This is a genomic window from Paenibacillus larvae subsp. larvae (assembly GCF_002003265.1).
GTDB lineage: Bacteria > Bacillota > Bacilli > Paenibacillales > NBRC-103111 > Paenibacillus_H > Paenibacillus_H larvae.
In genome coordinates, this window is the sequence record NZ_CP019687.1 from 695,184 (window position 1) to 716,127 (window position 20,944).

Here is a 20,944-nt window from a genome sequence, read left to right on the forward strand (position 1 = left end):
TTGCTTGCATTTTCCATTCATACAACTATTCGTAGTCCAATTCGTCTTAAGACAGCCCATTCGCTAATCGTGGTGCATAGAAGTTTTCATCCTTTCTCATAATAAGCAATAAAAGGCTGCCACTACAAAAGAAAGGTTGATTAACTACTATGAATAAACGGCTGATACTGATCACAGTTTGTGTGGTATTCGCACTTTTTGTTGCATTCCAATTCAAACAGCATACCGGACAAACAGAGGAGACTTTTAGTAAAAATCTGGTCAAATACGGGACGAAAGGTTCCGACGTTTATGAGCTTCAAGGCCGTATGAAATTTTTGGGATTCTATAAAGGAAAAGTGGATGGAGATTTTGGCTATCAAACTTTGCAAAGTGTGAAATGTTTCCAAGGTGAATTTGGATTGCAGGTGGATGGGTTAGTAGGACCTAAAACGAAATTGAAGTTATGGGAAGCTACCAAACAATATAAGCCTACTGCTGAGGAATTACCTCCGACTGCAAAGAAAGAAAAGGTTGGTCCAGGAGCAGGAGCTGGTGCAGGTGCTGCCAAGCCGGATACAAGTACGAAGCTCACCCCATCCAATCATAAAGGCTTTTCTGAGCAGGATCTTAACTTGATGGCAAATGCGGTTTACGGAGAATCAAGAGGGGAACCTTATATCGGGCAGGTTGCAGTTGCCGCAGTTATCCTTAACAGGGTGGATTCGCCAAGCTTCCCTAACACCATTTCGGGTGTGATTTTCCAACCAGGAGCCTTCACGGCTGTAGCAGACGGCCAAATCTGGCTAGTGCCCAACGAGACTGCAAAGAAGGCGGTACGGGATGCACTGAACGGTATGGACCCGTCTGGAGGATGTACTTATTACTTTAACCCGGAAACGGCAACATCCAAATGGATCTGGTCCAGACCCCAGGTAAAACAAATCGGAAAGCATATCTTCTGTAAATAATACATTTCGCCAGCAGAGGAACAACCACTCCGGTTGCTTCCTCTCTTTATATATGAATATAATGGAATTAAATCAATTAGCTAATACCCGAGTGTTTTGGATTAATCATTTAAACAATTCGGACGGCAATTCGTCCAAATAAGAATTGGTGAAGGGAGCATGATTCTTGAAGCAAATTGAATTTGAACGCGGCATAGCAGGAGGGGTTCGTCTTCATGTACTGCCCACTGACCAGTTTAAAACATTCAGTATTTCCGTCTATATGGGACGCCTGCTTGCGGAAAGCACTGTAACACCTACCGCTTTAATGCCATTTGTACTCCGAAGGGGAACCGGGCGGTTGCCCGAGACCCGTCTGTTTCGGGAAAAACTGGATGAAATGTATGGCGCGGGATTCGGTTTCGATATTTATAAGCGGGGCGATTATCAAATTGTACAGTTCCGAATGGATATCATTCAGGATAGTTTCGTGGAATCAAGAGAATCCCTTTTGGAGCAAGCTATAGCCTTTTTAGGGGATACCATCACCAATCCCTTAAAGGAACAAGGTGGTTTCCGTGAAAAGTATGTGGATGCCGAGAAAGAGACCCTTCGCAAAAAACTGGAGTCTATTGTTAACGATAAAATCCGTTACGCCAGTGAACGCTGTTTAGAAGAAATGTGCGAAGGAGAACCGTATCGGCTGCATCCTTTGGGAAGAACCCAGGACCTGGATAAAATATCACCGCAAAGTCTATATGAGCAATACGAATCCTGGCTGAGTGAAGCTCCCGTTGATATTTATGTAACGGGAAATACTTCTCTGAAGGAAGTTGAAAAGCTGGCAAGGAAATTTTTCCGGTTCAAGCCTAATACTCCCCAAACCTATAATCGTCCAAAGCTGTTCCAAAAACAGGAACCGGCCAAAACAGTGATTGAACGGCTTGATGTAAATCAGGGGAAATTGAACATGGGTCTTCGTATACCCGTTACATACAGTGATGACCAGTATCCGGCCGCATTAATGTATAACGGTATTTTGGGGGGATATCCACATTCCAAGCTCTTTACCAATGTACGCGAGAAAGCGAGTCTTGCTTATTATGCAGCGTCCAGGTTTGACGGGCATAAAGGAATCCTTATCATCCAATCCGGAATCGAAATAGGCAATTTTGATAAAGCGGTGAGAATTATTAAGGAACAACTCGAAATTATGAAGCAGGGAAATATTCATGATACCGAACTTCTTCAGACCAAAGCCATGATTGCCAATCAGCTGCGGGAGATGCAGGATTCGGCATTTGACATAGTGGCCTTTGATTTTAATGCCGTATTATCTGGAAAAGAACGTTCCGTAAGCGAACTGATCAATTCGATTGAAGATATTCAAATCGCGGATATCAGGGCTGTCGCGGAGGAAGTGCAGCTGGATACGATCTATTTTCTGCGTGACCGGAAAGGAGACCAGGCATGAAACAAATCCCATACCCTCATTTACAAGAAACCTTGTATACGGAAAAGATGCCGGGAGGGCTTCAGGTCTTTATCCTCCCCAAAGCGGGCTTCAAAAAAACCTATGCCACGTTTACCACCCGGTACGGGTCTGTTGATAATCATTTTCAGGTTGAGGGCAGGGAAGAGATCCGGGTTCCCGATGGAATTGCCCACTTCCTGGAGCATAAAATGTTTGAAGAGCCGACAGGGGACATTTTTTCTAATTTTGCTAATAAGGGAGCGTCTGCCAATGCTTTTACAAGCTTTGACCGGACAACATATCTATTTACCGCGACTGAACACATTGAAGATAATCTGACAACGCTGATTGATTTTGTTCAGCATCCTTATTTTACCGACGAGAACGTGGAAAAAGAAAAAGGAATTATTGGGCAAGAAATCCAAATGTACCGCGATAATCCGGATTGGAGATCTTATTACGGCCTGATTGAAGCTATGTACAGCAAACATCCCATACGCATTGATATCGCGGGAACCGTCGAATCTATTTCGAAAATAACGAAAGGGACACTGTATGAATGCTATAACACGTTTTACCATCCAAGCAACATGATTCTCTTTGTAGTGGGCGGAATCAATCCGGAAAGCATCATGGAGCTTATTCGCAGTAATCAAGCGGCCAAAACATTTGAACCCCAAGGCATGATCCGCCGTTATTTTGAGCAGGAACCTTATGAAATACAAGAGAAAAAAAGGGTAATAGTTCTTCCTGTTTCTCTTCCAAAATGTTTATTTGGCATCAAGGAGATGGCCCCCGGAGTAAAGGGCAGGGAACTGCTTGTCCAAGAACTAACCACCAAGCTTGTGCTTGATTATTTGTTTAGCTCAAGCTCTGATCTATACCAGCAGCTATATGATGAAGGCCTGATTTCCGATTCCTTCGGGTACGAGTATAATTCTACCGCTGAATATGCATTCTCCATGGTGGGTGGAGATACCAGGGATCCGGGAAAGCTTCTTGATCGGATTAAAGAAGAAGTAAATAAGGTGATTGAAAAAGGGCTTGATGAGAAAATATTTGAGCGGACAAGAAAAAAGAAAATCGGCAATTTCCTTCGGATGCTGAATTCACCTGAGGCCATAGCCAATGAGTTTACGAAGTACCGGATGAAACAAATCGATCTGTTTGATTTTTTAGAAGTCTACAAGCAGATTTCCCTGCAGCAGGCGACACAGCGTTTACGTGAACATTTCAACTGGGACCAGATGGCTATATCTATAGTACGGAGTGATATCCTTTGATGGAAGAACGCTCTTTTCCTAAGCAAACGGTTCTGATTACAGGAGGCAGCAGGGGTATTGGGGCAGCAATAGCACGCCGGTTTGCATCAATTGGTTTGAATGTGGTGATTCATTATCGGCATTCCCATGAAGCGGCCAATCAGGTAGCCCGTGATTGCATGGAAGCAGGCGCCAATGTAATGACAGTAACAGCTGATCTCAGAGACAAGCAACAGATCGAATCCATGAAGAATAAGCTCAGTGTCCACGGATTCTTTCCGGATATTCTCGTAAACAATGCTGGAATTGCCCATTACGGATTATTTACCAACATTACGGAAGAGGAATGGGACAAAGTGATGGACGTAAATCTTAAAGGTACCTTTTTGTGTACTCAATCCTTCCTGCCTTCCATGATCAGCCGCAAATATGGCCGTATCATCAATGTCTCATCCATCTGGGGGATTACAGGGGCTTCTTGTGAAGTGCTTTACTCCGCAACCAAAGGGGGCATAAATACTTTTACCAAAGCATTGGCCAAGGAGCTTGCCCCTTCGGGAATTACAGTAAATGCTGTCGCACCCGGAGCAGTGGATACGGACATGATGGGCGGATTTAGAAGTGAGGAAAAAATGGAAATCGAACAAGAGATTCCAATAGGGCGTTTGGGTTACCCGGATGAAGTGGCATCTCTGGTTTATTTTCTAGCACTGCCGGAATCCGGATATATAACCGGACAAATCATAAGTCCAAATGGCGGCTGGTTAACCTAAAACCGTTACTTATAACGACTAAAGGCGAGGTCTGCCGTATTTTGGCCCCCGGCTGAGGCGCATATTTGCTTTCTTCGTTGCAGAAAGTAAAGCTGTAATTACTTTCTACAAATACGAAAGGAGGCTACCCCGGATGGCTACGGTACTGACTGTATTCGATAAATGGAAAGAATTTCTGGCGGAGCGTGTAAATGCGGCAGAAAAGTCGGGCATGAACGAAGAAACCATTTCCAAGCTTGCCTTCCAAATCGGTGAATTCTTAGCCGATAAAGTCGACCCCAAAAATAAAGAGGAGCGTTTGCTTAAAGAATTATGGGATGTTGGTAATGAGGACGAAAAACGTGTATTGGCCCGCTTAATGGTGAAACTTGTAGACAAATCTTAAAACATGGTACAATCAAATCAGCCTCCTTATGGAGGCTTTTCCATGTTTCTTAAATATGTACTCGGACTCACTATGTTTGCTAGAAATGAAAGGATACTAGAAAATGAAAAGCAGCAGAAAAAGCGCCAAAGCCGCTCTCATCAGTGTTTGTCTGCTTGTGCTTGCCGGGTGCGGCAACCGTGGATTGCCCGAAATCAAGCCTGAAGTGATGGCAAATAAACATGCTGTTTATTTGGTGACAAGCGGCAAAATAAAGGAAGATCAAACAAAAATAAGTGAAGTGCTTGAGCGATGGCATCAGGATAATCAGCTTGTGTTCAATTGGAAACAGAATGCGGACAGCTGGAGTGATGAAATTGCTAAAGAAATCGAGGCCAAACCTTATGATTACGTTTATGTTATGGGTGATTCATTATTGGATGGAGCCGCTAAGCAGGCGGAGGCTGTTAAGAAAACGAAATTCATTCTTCTTCAAAACAAACCGAATGGCAGCCTGACTAATGCTGTACCGGAAAAAGCAGATAATGTGCAGATCGTCGAAATGAACCAGCAAAACATTGACAATCAAATGGAGAGTTGGGTAAAACTACATAATAAGCTTGGGGATTCCATTATTTGGCTTACGGTAAAAGATAAGCCGATACCAAAAGAATGGAATATTTCAAATGAGAGCGATCGTGTAGTATACTTGGATACGGACGATAAATGGCTCGATAGGGTCAAACAGCAGGTAACCAAATATCGGCCTAATTGGGTTGTACTGTATGCGGGTGCGGATGAAACTAAAAGCTCCAAGCTAAAAGCACTGAATCTACCATTAATCGATACGAGTTCTTCCTTTTCCGCTGAAATGAAATGGGATGCGGTTCTAGACAACCAGTTAGGAAAAATGAACCAGGAGTTCCGTCCAGGCATACAATCGTATACGGAACAGGAGTTTTCCCAATTAAAATTTGATAAGAATTAAAAGATATTGGGAGGACTTTGGATCATTTTGTAGAACTAGTGTGGGTGTTTTGGAATATAACATAGGAGAATGACAGCATCTTGGACGAAGAGGGTGATCGTAATGGAAGTAAAACAGTGGTATATGGAATACAGAATCCATAAAAACCGTCCGGGTTTGCTGGGAGATATCGCTTCTCTTATGGGAATGCTCGATATAAACATTGTGACCATCAATGGGGTTGAAGACCGGACGCGCGGCATGCTTTTGCAAACCAACGATGATGAAAAAATCGAATTAATGGGTAAAATGCTGAAAAAAGTGGATAATATTACTATCACTGCCTTGAGGGCACCTAAGCTTGTTGATATACTGGCAGTACGGCATGGAAGATACATAGACAGGGATTCCGATGACCGCAAGACTTTTCGTTTTACCAGAGAAGAACTTGGACTGCTTGTTGACTTTCTCGGGGAAGTGTTCAAGCGGGAAGGCAACCAGATAATAGGCCTTCGGGGAATGCCCCGGGTTGGAAAAACAGAATCCATCATTGCAGGCAGTGTATGTTCCAATAAGCGCTGGACGTTTGTTTCGTCTACTTTGCTTCGCCAAACCGTGCGCAGTCAGCTTTCTGAAGATGAGATGTCTTCCAATAATGTGTTTATTATAGATGGAATTGTCTCGACACTTCGTTCCAACGAGAAGCATTTCAGCCTGCTGCAGGAGATTATGGCAATGCCTGCGACCAAAGTAATTGAGCATCCGGATATTTTTGTGAAGGAGTCGCATTACACATACGATGATTTTACCTATATTATTGAACTCAGAAACAATCCGGATGAGGAGATCAATTACGATAGTTTCACTTATAATGTGGAGCCATTTTAACTCCGAATTATGATGACAAGCTACTTAGGAATTACTAAACGGAGGTGATGACATGTCTGAACTGGGCCAATTTCTTCGCAATGCCAGATTGGAAAAGAAGCTTTCCCTGGAAGAACTTCAGGAGATGACGAAAATTCGTGTGCGCTATCTGGAAGCGATCGAAGAAGGAGATTACAAAGTACTGCCCGGCAGTTTCTATGTAAGAGCGTTTATAAAAAGTTATGCTGAAGCCATGGGCCTTGATCCTAATGAAGTATTAGATATGTATCAAAAGGTGAATCCCGTTCCCGAGGAACCGGAACACGCACCTGAACCGCTCCGGCCAAGAAGCCGATCTGGAGGTGGGCCGAGATCTTCAGACCAGACCAGCAAATGGGCTTCCACTGTCATGGTGGTTTGCTTCGTAGCTCTTATCGTGGGAATCGTGTACTTTTTTGCTTACCAGGGAAGCAGCGGCTCAACAGGCGGAAATACGCCGGAAGCATCTCCAAACCGCTTAACGGAGAAGCAATCCGAATCCCCTAGCCCAAGCTCAAGTCCGGAAGCCTCTGCCACGCCTCAGCCAACACCAACCCCTACACCTACACCGGAGGCATCTTTAAAACAGACGGAAACGACAAAAAGCTTGGATACGTACACAGTTTCTGGAACGAACAAACTGGAGATCGAACTGAAAGCTAAGGATAAAGTTTGGTATCAGATAGATCAACTTCTTGATACAAAAGGGACCAAGAAGAAACTGATCAAAACTGAAACCTTAGGTCAGGGGCTTTCGGCTTCATATACAGTAGAAGGAGGGGTTTTCATCAATGTAGGGAAGCAAAACTCCATTGAAGTAACCGTGAACGGGCAAAAAATCGATCTGGGTAATGCCAGCAATCCCAAAAAAGTGAAATTTCTGCTTGAATCGGATAGCGGCTTATCCACAGATTCAACCGGAACGGATAGTAGCTCGAACTCGGATACAACCAATAGCTCTGCAAACAAAACCAATTCATCGGGTTCTAAAAACAGTTCTTCGAACTCAAATTCTACCAGCGGAACCAAATCTGGCCGCTAAAGGTTCTGATGGGAAAGGACGTGTTGGTATGAGCAGCGAAAATTCATTTGATATTGTTTCAAAACTGGATATGCAAGAACTTAACAATGCGGTCCAGCAAGCTTTAAGGGAGATTGATAACCGGTTCGACTTCAAAAATAGCAAAAGTGACATCAAACTAGAAAAAGAGGGCCTTATTGTTACGTCTGATGATGAATTTAAACTTCAAAATGTACTGGATATCCTGATTACCAAAATGGCAAAACGCGGAATATCCTTGAAACATTTGAATTACGGGAAAGTGGAGCCGGCGGCAGCTGCAACGGTACGCCAAAAAATTTCCCTGCTGCAGGGCATTGACCAGGAAAATGCCAAAAAAATCAATATCCTGATCCGTGATTCCAAACTGAAAGTCAAAAGCCAAATTCAAGGTGACCAAATCCGGGTAAGCGGCAAAAGCCGGGATGATCTGCAACGGGTTATCCAGCTTTTGAAACAGGCGGATCTGCCATTGGATTACAATTTATAAATATGCGTTGAACCGTTTTACATCGTGGTATCCGATCATAAGCCCAGAACGTGAGATTCCTTCTCCGTTCTGGGTTTCTGCTGTTTTGACACTGTTCATCCGCTTGTATTATACTTGTATGGAATGGCTAGGAGGGAAATTGGAGGTTTCAACATGTCAGAGAAAGTGAAAGTCGTCACCCTTGGCTGTGAAAAGAACCTGGTCGACTCCGAAATTATGGGTGGTCTCATTAACGAGCGGGGTTTTTCGCTTGTAGATCAAGCGGAAGAGGCTACTGTGATTATCGTGAATACGTGCGGGTTTATTGATGCAGCTAAAGAAGAATCCATCAATACGATTCTGGATATGGCGGAATTGAAACAAACCGCACATCTCAAGGCTCTGATCGTATCGGGCTGCTTGACTCAAAGATATAAAGAAGAGTTAATGAAAGAACTTCCTGAGATTGACGGAATTGTAGGCACAGGAGATTTCCATAAAATCAATGATATCATTGACCAGGCGCTGAATGGAAAAAAACCGATTCTGGTTGGAAATCCTGTATTTAATTACGAGGCAGCGCTGCCAAGACGGATCACCACCCCTAGATATACCGCTTATGTCAAGATTGCGGAGGGGTGTGATAACAACTGTACATTCTGCAGCATTCCAATTATGCGGGGGAAGTTCCGCAGCAGATCCATGGAATCGATCCTGGCAGAAGTTCGTCAGCTTTCCGAACAGGGGGTAAAAGAGATCAGCCTCATTGCCCAGGACTCAACCAATTACGGAATCGATCTTTATGACTCTTATGTGCTTCCTGAACTTCTGAATAAGGTTAGCGCGATTGAGGGAATTGAATGGGTAAGGCTTCATTATGCCTATCCAGGTTTTTTTACAGATGAATTGATTGAAACAATCGCAACCAACCCAAAGATCTGTAAATATATCGATCTTCCGCTTCAGCATAGTGAAGATTCGGTGCTCAAGAGGATGAGAAGACCCGGAAGACAAAAAGATGCAAGGGAATTGATCCGAAAAATTCGCTCCCGCATTCCGGATGCCGCCCTGCGTACTTCCATTATCGTCGGATTTCCCGGTGAAACAGAGGAAGATTTCCAGAGTCTGGTTGATTTTGTGAAAGAAATAAACTTTGACCGTTTAGGTGTGTTTACTTATTCTAGGGAGCAGGATACCCCAGCTTCCAGATTGCCTGATCAAATACCTGATGATGTTAAGGAATATCGAGCTAATGTGCTGATGGAAGTCCAGCGTCAAATTTCCCATGAGCGCAACGGAAAGAGAATCGGTATGGAAATTCCTGTACTGATTGAACGATATGACGGCCGTAATGATGTCTTCATCGGACGCTCCCAGTTTGATGCTCCGGAGATTGACGGAGAAGTATTCGTTTCCGCCAAACGTCTGGAGATTGGAAGGATTGCCCGTGTCCGGATCACTCACTCATTTGAGTTTGATCTTTCCGGGGAGGTTGTTTCATGAACCTAGCGAACCGCATCACACTGGCGAGAATCTTCCTTGTGCCGATTATCATGTTCTTTCTTCTCGTCAAGATGCCCGTTCCCTATCTGCAATTAGGAGAGTTCTCGATATCCTACAGTCAGATTACGGCGGCAATTATTTTTATTATTGCGGCCAGCACGGATAGTTTGGACGGATACATAGCCAGAAAGAGCAAAACGGTAACGAATATCGGTAAATTATTGGACCCTTTGGCGGATAAGCTGCTGGTTACGTCAGTCTTTGTGTCTCTGGTTGAAATGGGCAAGATGGATGCATGGATAGCCATTGTTATGATTGGCCGTGAGTTTGCCGTTACGGGTTTGCGCCAGATTGCACTCCTTGACGGAGCTGTTATAGCGGCGAGCAAATGGGGGAAAATCAAGACAGCAGCCCAGATCAATGCGATTATTTTCCTGTTGCTGAATAATTTTCCGTTTACATTTATCCACATCCCATTTGACGTAATTGCAAGCTGGGCAGCCGCTTTAATTACCATTTATTCAGGTATCGATTACTTTGTTAAAAACAAACAGCTGCTTAACTTTACGGATTAAACATAGATTAGGTTTCCTGCTCTTGGTATTGAAAAAGCATGCGGAAAGCCTTACTTGAGAATCCATTTCATATAGGAAACGCTCACCCTTCCAGCGGCGAGCCATTTCCTTTTTTGGGAGGAATATGATTTGAAAGCAGAAATCATTGCAATCGGTACGGAACTTTTACTTGGGCAAATTGTTAACACGAATGCCCAGTATCTGGCTCATGAATGTGCTTCGATGGGGATCCATGTGTATTTCCAGACCGTAGTTGGGGATAATAGGCAAAGGTTGCTCAATGTATTCAAGCAGGCGGCTGGACGTGCGGATCTTATCATTTGCACTGGCGGACTTGGGCCGACCCAGGATGATCTTACGAAAGAAGTACTGGGTGAAATGCTGGGACGTAAGATTTTTCTGCATGAACCCTCTCTCCAAAAGATCGCCCGGCAGTTTAAAGACCGGGGCATCCATATGGTAGAGAGCAACAAAAGGCAGGCCCTTACGCTTGAAGGAGCACGAAACCTTGAGAATAAAACGGGTCTGGCAATCGGCACGGCCCTGACAGATAAGGATACGCATTATTTACTCCTTCCCGGGCCACCAAGGGAAATGAAGCCCATGTTTGAGCATGAAGCAAAACCGTGGCTGCTCAGTATTATGGGGGAGAAAAAACCGCTGTTTTCCAGGATGCTTAAGTTTGCCGGAATCGGTGAATCTGCATTGGAAGACCGGCTTATTGAGCTTATCCAAACCCAGTCTGATCCCACCATTGCTCCTTATGCAAAAGAAGGAGAAGTTACAATTCGTGTAACTACCTCCGCCTCTAGTAAAGAAGAAACGGACCGGATCATGCAGCCAACCATTGACGAAATCAGCCGGCGCCTGAATGAACATATGTATGCGGCGACTGGTTCGGATATAACCGTTGAGGAAGCGGTTATTAATTTGCTTAGGGACAAGGAAATGACCCTGGCAACAGCGGAAAGCTGTACTGGAGGGATGCTGGGCGATATGATAACAGCCAATGCGGGAAGCGGAGATGTATACGTTGGAGGCATTGTCAGTTACTCCAATGAAATGAAACAAGCGCTGCTTGGCATTGATCCCCGGCTTCTTGAGGGAAGCAATGCTCCAGGTGCCGTCAGTTCGGACACAGCTCGTTCCATGGCTGAAAACATGAGAAATTTATCGGGAGCGGATGTAGCCGTATCCACGACCGGAGTAGCAGGGCCAGCCGAGCAGGAAGGAAAACCTGTCGGGCTTGTTTATGTAGGCATTGCTTTTAAAGAAGCACCGACGGAAGTTGTCAAGCTTCAGCTCAGCGGAGGCCGGGAAACAATCAAAATAAGGACGGCCAAAAGCGCCTTCTATCATGTATGGAAGCATGTGAAAAGGATGTAGGTCATGCTTGTACATCTGTATGAAATTATATATAATAAAAGTAAGGTTAATGGAAGAACCGTAGCAAAGCAAGACCTTTGTTGCGGTTTTTGTTTGACATCAAAATCGAATGTATGTTCGAAAAAATGCTTGGCAACAACCTGGAAAACAGGTATCATATATCTATAATGAAAAAAGGAAGTGAGTGTTTTGTCAGATCGTCGTGCCGCGTTAGAGAACGCTTTGCGCCAAATTGAAAAGCAATTCGGAAAAGGTTCCATTATGAAATTGGGAGAATCTACCCATAATCAAGTTGAGACGATCCCCAGCGGTTCGCTGGCTTTGGACATTGCTCTTGGAGTTGGAGGATTCCCAAGAGGAAGAATTATTGAGATCTACGGGCCCGAATCATCCGGTAAGACGACTGTTGCCCTTCATGCGATTGCAGAAGTACAAAAAACGGGCGGACAAGCCGCATTTATTGATGCAGAACACGCTCTAGACCCTGTTTATGCTAGTAAACTCGGTGTTAATATAGATGAACTTCTTTTATCCCAGCCGGATACAGGAGAACAAGCCCTTGAGATTGCGGAAGCCCTGGTGCGAAGCGGTGCGGTTGATATCATAATCATCGACTCGGTAGCTGCACTGGTACCTAAAGCTGAAATTGAGGGCGACATGGGGGATTCCCATGTAGGGCTGCAGGCCCGATTAATGTCACAGGCGCTGCGCAAGTTGTCTGGTGCGATTAATAAATCCAAGGTAATTGCTATCTTTATTAATCAGCTTCGTGAAAAAGTCGGTGTTATGTTTGGTAATCCGGAAACTACACCGGGAGGAAGAGCGCTTAAGTTTTACTCATCGGTACGCTTGGATATCCGACGTGTGGAGAGCATTAAGCAAGGCAATGATATTATTGGTAACCGCACCCGCATTAAAGTTGTAAAGAATAAAGTTGCCCCGCCTTTCAAGCAAGCGGATGTGGATATTATGTATGGTGAAGGTATCTCCAAGGAAGGAAGTCTTGTAGACATTGCTTCCGAGATGGATATCATTAATAAAAGTGGAGCCTGGTATTCATACAATAATGACCGGCTTGGCCAGGGCAGAGAGAACGCAAAGCAATTTCTGAAAGAAAATCCGCAAATCTCTCAAGAGATCGAACAAAAAATCCGCGAGGCAAGCAATCTAACAACGACCGTTCCCGCCGTGACAGAAGAAGAGAATGAAGATTTGGAGCTTAGTTTTGAATAATTTCAACCTGGCAACCGGGACCCGGTAATTCAGTTAGAAATTCAGGGCACCTTTACATGGTAAAGGTGCCCTCTATGCAGATAAAGGGTGTGTAACAGATGATGGAAAGGATTCAGCGGATCACCAAAGTCGAACGGCAAAAAAGAAGTAAGCACCGGTATAACATTTATCTGGATGAAGAATATGCTTTTTCTGTTCATGAAGACATTATGATCAAGCACAGATTATTGAAAAATGAAGAAGTCGAGACCTCCCGGCTGCAGGAAATAATGTTGGATGAAGAGCGCCAGAGTGCCTATTTAAAGGCGATTAAGCAAATAGGGATAAGACCCAGGTCTATGCATGAAGTGCGGCAGAAGCTGGGAAGAGACGGTTTTGAAGAGGAAACCGTGAATGATGTAATTCAAAGACTGGTGACCGAGGGTTATTTGAATGACTTGGAATTTGCTAAGCTGTTTATAGAGCATCGGACTTTGTATCAAAAGAAGGGAAGGCACTACATCCGGCAGGAGCTAACCCAAAAGGGGTTATCTTCCGAACAAATCGGGCGGGCTCTTGAAGAACTGGATAAAGAGTCCGAATTGGAAGGGGCAATGGCCCTGGCCAGAAAACAATGGCGGACTACCTCAGGGGAAATTCCGGACAAAAAACGTAAGACAATGGCCTATCTGCTGCGTAGAGGCTATCCAAGCTCCATTGTTCACCAAGCGGTGAACAGGGTAATGGAGGAAATACAATCAGAAACTGGGGAGTAACCAGGAGGTATTCTATGACAAAAGAGGAAATAAAAATCATCTATGTAAAGCGTTTCCGCAGGGATGCGGAGTATGCCGGAATGGCTTGACAAGCTTCTTCGACAAAAGATAAAATGTTTATGTATATTTTCATAAAAAATCATACGAATCAATTTCATTAAACAACTAGTTAAGCGTTTAATGGAGAAGATGTAGACAAATATGGTTCAGGTTTATCTATATCTTGTACCAGGTTGGACGGAAATCTAAGTTATGAAAATTGATTCATACGTTTTATGATTTTCTATGATTCCATATAAACAAAAGAAACAACCGCCAATGTTTGCTTTTGTTTTTGGAGCTCACGCACATACCCCCTTGTGCGAAACCCATGAATTGTTTGTCGGGTATTCGTGATAAACAGTCTTGACAGATGCACAAATGAAACATCGGATTAAAAAAACCGAAGGAATCCCAAGCTCACACCTTGGAGGAACCAACGAGGAGGTGAACATGATGCCCACTTTTGGTTGGGTTGCGATCATTCTCGTTGTTGGCGTTCTATGCTTAGGGATTGGTTATTTTATCCGCAAGTCCCTTGCAGAAGCGAAAATTTCTAGTGCCGAATTTGCTGCTCAGCAGATTATGGAGTCAGCTAAGAAAGAAGCCGAAGCACTCAAGAAAGAGACGGTTCTGGAAGCAAAAGATGAAGTGCATAAGCTCCGGACCGAAGCTGAAAAAGACATTCGTGAACGTCGAAATGAAACTCAACGACTAGAAAGACGATTGTTGCAAAAAGAGGAGTCGCTGGATAAAAAATTAGAATCTCTCGAACGTAAAGAAGAGCTGGTAGCCAACAAAGAGAAGCGAATCGAAGAGACACAAACGCAAATTGATGAACTATACAAAAGTCAGGTTACAGAATTAGAGCGGATTTCGGGATTGACCATGGATGAAGCGAAGCATGTGATTCTGACGAATGTAGAACAAGAGGTTCGTCATGAAGCAGCGCAGATGATTAAAGAGATCGAAACACAGGCGAAGGCTGAAGGCGACAAGCGTGCAAGAGAAGTGATTTCTCTCGCTATTCAAAGATGTGCAGCAGATCACGTGGCAGAAACGACTGTTTCGGTAGTGACACTGCCCAATGAAGAGATGAAAGGTCGTATCATTGGTCGTGAAGGTCGGAACATTCGTGCTTTGGAAACATTAACAGGCATCGACCTAATTATTGATGATACACCCGAAGCTGTTATTCTATCCGGGTTTGATCCTATCCGAAGAGAAATTGCCCGGACTGCCTTGGAGAGACTTGTTGCAGATGGACGAATCCATCCAGCTCGTATTGAAGAAATGGTAGAGAAATCCCGCAAGGAAGTCGATGAACGAATTCGTGAGTATGGTGAACAAGCTACATTCGAAGTAGGCGTTCACGGTTTACATCCGGATCTCATCAAGATTTTGGGCCGCCTGAAATTCAGAACCAGTTATGGCCAGAATGTCCTGAAACATTCCATGGAAGTGGCTTATTTGACAGGATTAATGGCTGCTGAGCTGGGTGAAGATATCACGCTGGCAAAACGTGCCGGATTACTCCAAGATATCGGAAAAGCATTGGATCATGAAGTCGAAGGATCCCATGTAGAGATTGGCGTTGAAATCGCCAAAAAATATAAGGAACATCCTATCGTGGTGAACAGCATTGCCTCTCACCACGGTGATTGTGAAGCAACTTCTGTTATCGCTATGCTGGTTGGTGCGGCAGATGCATTGTCTGCGGCAAGGCCGGGAGCACGGCGTGAAACACTTGAGACTTATATCAAGCGACTTGAAAAATTAGAGGATATTTCCGAATCGTTTGAGGGTGTTGAAAAGTCATATGCTATCCAGGCCGGACGCGAGGTCCGCGTAATGGTGCAGCCTGAAAAAATTGACGATACGGAAGCATTCCGGCTCGCCAGGGATATCACGAAGAAAATCGAGAATGAACTCGATTATCCCGGACATATTAAAGTTACCGTTATTCGTGAAACCAGGGCCGTGGAATATGCTAAATAAAACTGGAATACGTGAGAAAAGTGGCCGCAGAAGCGCCACTTTTCCTTTTCTACAAGGTGATTCGGTGCCTATAAATGATGATGAAAACACGACAGGAGTGACTTACAATTAAAATTGTATTTATTGGGGATATAGTAGGTTCGGTAGGCAGGCAAGCACTCAAAACCGTATTGCCCCGCCTGAAAAAACAATACCCGGACGCAGTTTTCATTGCAAATGGAGAAAATGCGGCAGCGGGAAGAGGAATTACGTATAAAATAACAAAAGAATTTTTTGAAGTGGGGATCCATGCGCTCACTATGGGAAACCACACTTGGGATCAAAAAGAAATTTTTGATTTTATCGATGATGAGCCTCGTATGGTACGTCCGGCCAATTTCCCTTCCGGAACGCCGGGACGGGGATATACTGTTGTTAGGGTAAAGGATAAGGAAGTGCTGTTGATTAATTTACAGGGACGTACATTTCTGCCTGCCATTGATTGTCCATTTTGGGAAGCGGATCTCATTTTGGAGAAAGCAAGGAAAAAATACAAATACATATTTGTGGATTTTCACGCGGAGGCCACTTCAGAGAAAATTGCGATGGGATGGCATCTGGACGGACGAGTATCTGCAGTAGTCGGCACTCATACGCATGTGCAAACTCATGACGAGCGAATACTGCCTGGTGGAACGGCGTACATCACTGACGTAGGAATGGTCGGTCCGCGGGATGGTATTTTGGGTATGGAACGGGAAGCTGTTCTGCGGAAATTCAAAACGCAGCTGCCGGTCCGCTTTCATGTAGATGAGGGGAAGTGGCATTTCCATGCTGTTATCGTGGATTTGGATGATCAAACGGGAATGGCAACGCATATGGAACTGATTCGTTACTACGAAGATGATTTTTGGATGGAATAGGCAGCGGCCTAAATGTTTTCGCAGCAACCGGCAGGGTGAAGGAATTTTTGTCAAGTTCCTAGAATATGATGGTTACTGGAATCTATCCATCATTCCCGAGGAGGTACTTTTCATGGAAGTATTAAAAGTTTCAGCAAAGTCCAATCCAAACTCGGTAGCAGGCGCACTGGCTGGAGTGCTGCGGGAGCGGGGGGCAGCTGAGCTGCAGGCCATCGGAGCGGGCGCGCTTAATCAAGCAATTAAAGCTGTAGCTATTGCCAGGGGATTCGTAGCACCAAGCGGAGTTGACTTGATTTGTGTTCCAGCCTTTACCGATATTGTTATTGACGGGGAAGATCGGACAGCGATAAAACTGATAGTAGAACCCAGATAAATAAACCATACAGAATCAATTTTTGACCTGTTTACCCTTGTAAACAGGTTTTTTTCTAAAAATTAAATTATGACTTCTCCCTAACTACCGCTGTCTTATCCTGGTGCCAATACAGGTTCATCCTTATTGAAGCTATAGATTGGAGGAAGTTAGTGAATGATTATTGATGCCCATTCAGATGTTTTATCCAAGCTGTTCCATCATTCTTATTTGCATTTTGCACTGGAAGCGAAAGAGTTGGCGGTCAGTGTCCCTGCAATGCAGAAGGCAGATGTAAAATTGCAATTTATGGCTATCTTTTTAGATGAAACGAAAATGACTCCAACGCTGGAGCCTATTTTAGCGTATGTAGATATTCTATACAAACAGATATTAACTACTCCCGGATTTAAGCTTGTAACAAGAAAACAAGACTTGAAGGAAGTAAAAAAAGGGAGTGAGAGGGGAGTTTTGCTAACGCTCGAAGGTGTAGATGGGTTACAGGCTAATTTGCTTCATTTTCGTATTCTTTATTATTTGGGAGTCAGAAGTATAGGCCTTACCTGGAATCACGGAAACTGGGCGGCAGACGGGGTTATGGAACCCCGCAAGGGAGGCTTGACATTAAAGGGACGCCAGCTTGTCCAGGAAATGAAAAGACTCAGTATGATAGTCGATGTTTCTCACTTATCGGAGCAGGCATTTTGGGAGCTTATGGAGATAGACGGGCTTAGTATTCTTGCGTCTCATTCTAATTGCCAGGCAATATGTCCACATCCGCGTAATCTATCTAATAATCAGATCAATGCCCTGATCCAAAGAAAGTCCTGCATCGGATTAACCTTTGTACCTTGGTTTATTCGCGAAGAAAAGAAGGTTAGTCTGGATGATTTGCTTCTTCATCTGGATCATATATGTTCACTTGGAGGAGAAAACTGTGTAGGGTTTGGTTCCGATTTTGACGGATTTGATTCCTCAGGAGAAGTATTAGAAAGGTGCGAGGATTATATCAAGCTGGCAGATGCTTTATTTAAGCGCTACACGGACAATCAGGTGAAAAAATTTCTTTTTCAGAACTGGTACGATTTTCTGGAAAGGGCGCTTCCGGTATAAAACCCTGAACGATCTCATTTTGATATCGATTTCATCTAATAATACTATCTTTCATTTTTGGCTAAAACCCTTGCATTTTACTACTCCAAGGCATAGAATTTGAGTGTAAGTGAAAAAAATTTTTTATAATGTGATGAACATCATTGAAATGGAACTTAACATTTATGTCGCATTGCAGCTACCATCAAAAGGAGTGGACGTAAGGTGATTAGTCAGCTATCGTGGAAGATCGGGGGACAACAAGGTGAAGGGGTGGAAAGCACCGATCGTATTTTTTCCACAGCATTGAACCGCCTTGGGTATTATTTGTATGGGTATCGTCATTTCTCTTCTCGGATTAAAGGGGGACATACGAACAACAAAATTCGGATCAGTACAAAGCCGATTCGATCGATCTCGGATGATCTGGATATCCTTGTAGCGTTTGACCAAGAATCCATTGATTTAAATGCACATGAGCTTCGGGAGAATGCAGTTGTTGTGGCTGATGCCAAATTTAACCCGACATTGCCTGAAGGGATCAATGCGCGCTTGTTTCCAGTACCGATTACAGCGATTGCAGAAGAACTTGGAACGTCTCTTTTCAAAAACATGGCCGCTTCAGGCGCATCATGGGCTTTGCTTGGTCTTCCATTGGAAGTATTCAACAAAGCGGTAGAAGAAGAGTATGGCCGTAAGTGTGCAGCAGTAGTTGAGAAAAACATTGAAGCAGTTAAACGCGGAGCTGAGTATGTGCTTGATCTTGCTGGAGGTCCTCTTGAAGAATTTAGACTTGAGCCGGCTGACGGTAAACAAAAACTGTTTATTATCGGAAATGATGCTATCGGGCTTGGCGCAGTTGCGGCGGGTTGCCGTTTCATGCCTGCATATCCGATCACCCCAGCTTCCGAAATAATGGAATATTTGATTAAAGTGCTTCCTAAATATGGCGGAACTGTTATCCAAACGGAGGATGAAATTGCCGCCTGTACGATGGCGATCGGGGCGAACTACGGGGGAGTACGTGCAATGACCACTTCTGCGGGACCGGGTTTGTCACTGATGATGGAAGCGATTGGTCTTGCCGGAATGACAGAAATACCGGTCGTGATTGTGGATACCCAACGCGGAGGCCCAAGTACAGGATTGCCGACAAAGCAGGAACAAAGTGATATTAATGCGATGATTTACGGAACTCATGGAGAAATTCCTAAAATTGTCATCGCACCTAGTACGATTGAAGAATGTTTCTATGATACGGTAGAGGCATTTAACTTGGCCGAAGAATATCAATGCCCGGTTATCGTTTTAACAGATTTGCAACTTTCTCTTGGCAAACAATCATCCGAACTGCTGGATTATAACAAGATCTCCATTAACCGGGGGAAATTGGTACATGAATTAGAGCCTGCCGAGCCTAATACAATGTTCAAACGTTATGAATTTACGGAAGATGGAATATCTCTGCGTGTTCTTCCCGGAACGAAGTATGGTATTCATCATGTAACAGGTGTTGAGCATGATCAAACCGGACGTCCGAATGAGGGAACGGATAACCGGAAAAAAATGATGGATAAACGCCTTAGAAAATTAACAAATGTCAAGGTGACTAATCCGATTCATGTGGATGCGCCGCATGAAGAACCGGATGTGCTAATTATTGGAATCGGGTCCACAGGCGGTACGATAGATGAAGCCAGAGGACGTCTTGACAAAGACGGGCTAAAAACTAATCACATTACTGTTCGCCTGCTGAACCCATTCCCGGCGGAAGAGCTCCGCCCTTATATGGAAAAAGCCAAAACTGTAGTAGTTGTAGAAAACAACGCAACTGCACAGCTGGCTAATCTGATCAAGCTTCATGTAGGATTTGCGGATAAAATTAAAAACCTGCTGAAATATAACGGGAATCCGTTCTTACCGTCTGAAATCTACCAAGAAGTCAAGGAGCTGAATGTAACATGGCAACATTGAAAGATTTTCGTAACAACGTAAAGCCGAACTGGTGTCCAGGATGCGGGGACTTTTCCGTACAGGCGTCCATCCAGCGTGCTGCGGCCAATGTTGGATTGGAACCGGAACAGCTTGCTATTATTTCCGGAATCGGTTGTTCAGGCCGGATATCCGGTTATGTAAATGCATACGGTCTCCACGGTGTTCATGGTAGAGCTCTTCCAATCGCTCAGGGAGTTAAAATGGCAAACCGAGAATTGACTGTTGTAGCCGCAGGCGGTGACGGGGACGGATTTGCCATCGGCATGGGTCATACAGTACATGCCATCCGCCGTAATATTGATATAACTTACATTGTCATGGATAATCAAATCTATGGATTGACGAAAGGCCAGACCTCTCCGCGAAGCGGTGAGGGCTTCAAAACAAAAAGTACACCCCAAGGGTCCATTGAGACTCCATTGGCACCACTTGAGATGGCTCTTGCGGCAGGAGCGACTTTCGTAGCCCAGTCTTTCTCCAGCAATCTGAAGCAGCTGACGCACGTGATTGAAGAAGGTATCAAACATAAAGGATTTTCTATTATTAATGTATTCAGTCCTTGTGTAACCTTCAACAAGGTAAATACGTACGACTGGTTCAAAGAACATGTGGTGAATTTAGATGATTTACCTGATTATGATCCTTCAAACCGTATTCAGGCCATGACAAAGCTCATGGAAACAGAAGGGATGCTAACCGGAATTATTTATCAGGATACAAGTAAACCTTCCTATGAGCAGCTCGTTCCTGGATTTAAGGAAGAAGCTCTCGCAAAACAAGATATTCATCTGAGTGAGGAAGAGTTTGACAAATTGGTAGCAGAGTTTAAATAAATGAAAGTAAAGGGCACACAAAATGAGGTGTGCCTTTTACTTTTGTCGCAAATAGGGGTAAACTATTGAAGGGCTTT

At 44.1% G+C, this 20,944-nt stretch carries 19 protein-coding genes and 1 pseudogene; all 20 read left to right on the forward strand.

Going from position 1 to position 20,944, the window contains the following annotated elements; genetic code table 11:
- Positions 1-149: 149 nt before the first annotated feature.
- Entirely contained in the window at positions 150-950 is an 801-nt protein-coding gene (gene sleB, locus BXP28_RS03860; protein ID WP_023484666.1) for a spore cortex-lytic enzyme, read from the forward strand.
- A gap of 166 nt (positions 951-1,116) precedes the next feature.
- Positions 1,117-2,403, forward strand: a complete 1,287-nt coding sequence (gene yfmF, locus BXP28_RS03865; protein ID WP_023484665.1) for an EF-P 5-aminopentanol modification-associated protein YfmF — start codon at positions 1,117-1,119, stop codon at positions 2,401-2,403.
- On the forward strand, positions 2,400-3,686 hold the full coding sequence (gene yfmH, locus BXP28_RS03870; RefSeq protein ID WP_023484664.1) for an EF-P 5-aminopentanol modification-associated protein YfmH: 1,287 nt from the start codon (positions 2,400-2,402) through the stop codon (positions 3,684-3,686). The genes yfmF and yfmH overlap by 4 nt, the downstream gene beginning before the upstream one ends.
- Positions 3,686-4,438 (forward strand): elongation factor P 5-aminopentanone reductase, encoded by a 753-nt coding sequence (ymfI, locus tag BXP28_RS03875; RefSeq protein ID WP_023484663.1) that lies wholly within the window; start codon positions 3,686-3,688, stop codon positions 4,436-4,438. Before yfmH ends, ymfI begins: the two co-directional genes overlap by 1 nt.
- A 133-nt stretch (positions 4,439-4,571) precedes the next feature.
- Positions 4,572-4,823 (forward strand): DUF3243 domain-containing protein, encoded by a 252-nt coding sequence (locus tag BXP28_RS03880; protein ID WP_023484662.1) that lies wholly within the window; start codon positions 4,572-4,574, stop codon positions 4,821-4,823.
- 103 nt (positions 4,824-4,926) lie between these two features.
- On the forward strand, positions 4,927-5,790 hold the full coding sequence (locus BXP28_RS03885; protein ID WP_023484661.1) for a hypothetical protein: 864 nt from the start codon (positions 4,927-4,929) through the stop codon (positions 5,788-5,790).
- A gap of 102 nt (positions 5,791-5,892) precedes the next feature.
- Positions 5,893-6,657 carry a DUF3388 domain-containing protein gene (locus BXP28_RS03890; RefSeq protein ID WP_023484660.1) on the forward strand — a complete coding sequence of 255 codons (765 nt, stop codon included), beginning with the start codon at positions 5,893-5,895 and terminating at the stop codon, positions 6,655-6,657.
- Positions 6,658-6,709: 52 nt separating this feature from the next.
- The gene (locus tag BXP28_RS03895; RefSeq protein ID WP_023484659.1) at positions 6,710-7,717 is read left to right on the forward strand and encodes a helix-turn-helix domain-containing protein; all 1,008 of its coding nucleotides are present in this window, start codon (positions 6,710-6,712) and stop codon (positions 7,715-7,717) included.
- 28 nt (positions 7,718-7,745) lie between these two features.
- Positions 7,746-8,236 (forward strand): annotated as a pseudogene (locus BXP28_RS03900) (YajQ family cyclic di-GMP-binding protein).
- 142 nt (positions 8,237-8,378) lie between these two features.
- On the forward strand, positions 8,379-9,707 hold the full coding sequence (gene rimO, locus BXP28_RS03905; RefSeq protein ID WP_023484657.1) for a 30S ribosomal protein S12 methylthiotransferase RimO: 1,329 nt from the start codon (positions 8,379-8,381) through the stop codon (positions 9,705-9,707).
- A complete protein-coding gene (gene pgsA / locus BXP28_RS03910) occupies positions 9,704-10,282 on the forward strand; it encodes a CDP-diacylglycerol--glycerol-3-phosphate 3-phosphatidyltransferase (RefSeq protein WP_024094239.1) in 579 nt (192 codons plus the stop codon). Before rimO ends, pgsA begins: the two co-directional genes overlap by 4 nt.
- Before the next feature lie 129 nt (positions 10,283-10,411).
- A complete protein-coding gene (locus tag BXP28_RS03915; protein WP_023484655.1) occupies positions 10,412-11,668 on the forward strand; it encodes a competence/damage-inducible protein A in 1,257 nt (418 codons plus the stop codon).
- 189 nt (positions 11,669-11,857) lie between these two features.
- Positions 11,858-12,901 (forward strand): recombinase RecA, encoded by a 1,044-nt coding sequence (gene recA / locus BXP28_RS03920; RefSeq protein WP_036654057.1) that lies wholly within the window; start codon positions 11,858-11,860, stop codon positions 12,899-12,901.
- A gap of 98 nt (positions 12,902-12,999) precedes the next feature.
- Complete coding sequence (locus BXP28_RS03925; RefSeq protein WP_023484653.1) at positions 13,000-13,656, forward strand: RecX family transcriptional regulator; 657 nt, start codon at positions 13,000-13,002, stop codon at positions 13,654-13,656.
- 495 nt (positions 13,657-14,151) lie between these two features.
- Entirely contained in the window at positions 14,152-15,693 is a 1,542-nt protein-coding gene (gene rny, locus BXP28_RS03930) for a ribonuclease Y (RefSeq protein ID WP_077584894.1), read from the forward strand.
- Between the two features lie 107 nt (positions 15,694-15,800).
- Entirely contained in the window at positions 15,801-16,595 is a 795-nt protein-coding gene (locus tag BXP28_RS03935) for a TIGR00282 family metallophosphoesterase (RefSeq protein WP_036654061.1), read from the forward strand.
- Positions 16,596-16,707: 112 nt separating this feature from the next.
- Positions 16,708-16,968: a stage V sporulation protein S gene (locus tag BXP28_RS03940; RefSeq protein WP_005550495.1), complete on the forward strand. Its 261-nt coding sequence runs from the start codon at positions 16,708-16,710 to the stop codon at positions 16,966-16,968.
- Positions 16,969-17,124: 156 nt separating this feature from the next.
- Positions 17,125-18,060, forward strand: coding sequence for a dipeptidase (locus tag BXP28_RS03945; RefSeq protein ID WP_024094233.1), 936 nt, complete (start codon positions 17,125-17,127; stop codon positions 18,058-18,060).
- Between the two features lie 204 nt (positions 18,061-18,264).
- The gene (locus BXP28_RS03950; protein WP_036654064.1) at positions 18,265-20,013 is read left to right on the forward strand and encodes a 2-oxoacid:acceptor oxidoreductase subunit alpha; all 1,749 of its coding nucleotides are present in this window, start codon (positions 18,265-18,267) and stop codon (positions 20,011-20,013) included.
- Positions 20,001-20,867 carry a 2-oxoacid:ferredoxin oxidoreductase subunit beta gene (locus BXP28_RS03955; protein WP_036654066.1) on the forward strand — a complete coding sequence of 289 codons (867 nt, stop codon included), beginning with the start codon at positions 20,001-20,003 and terminating at the stop codon, positions 20,865-20,867. The genes BXP28_RS03950 and BXP28_RS03955 overlap by 13 nt, the downstream gene beginning before the upstream one ends.
- Positions 20,868-20,944 lie beyond the last annotated feature (77 nt).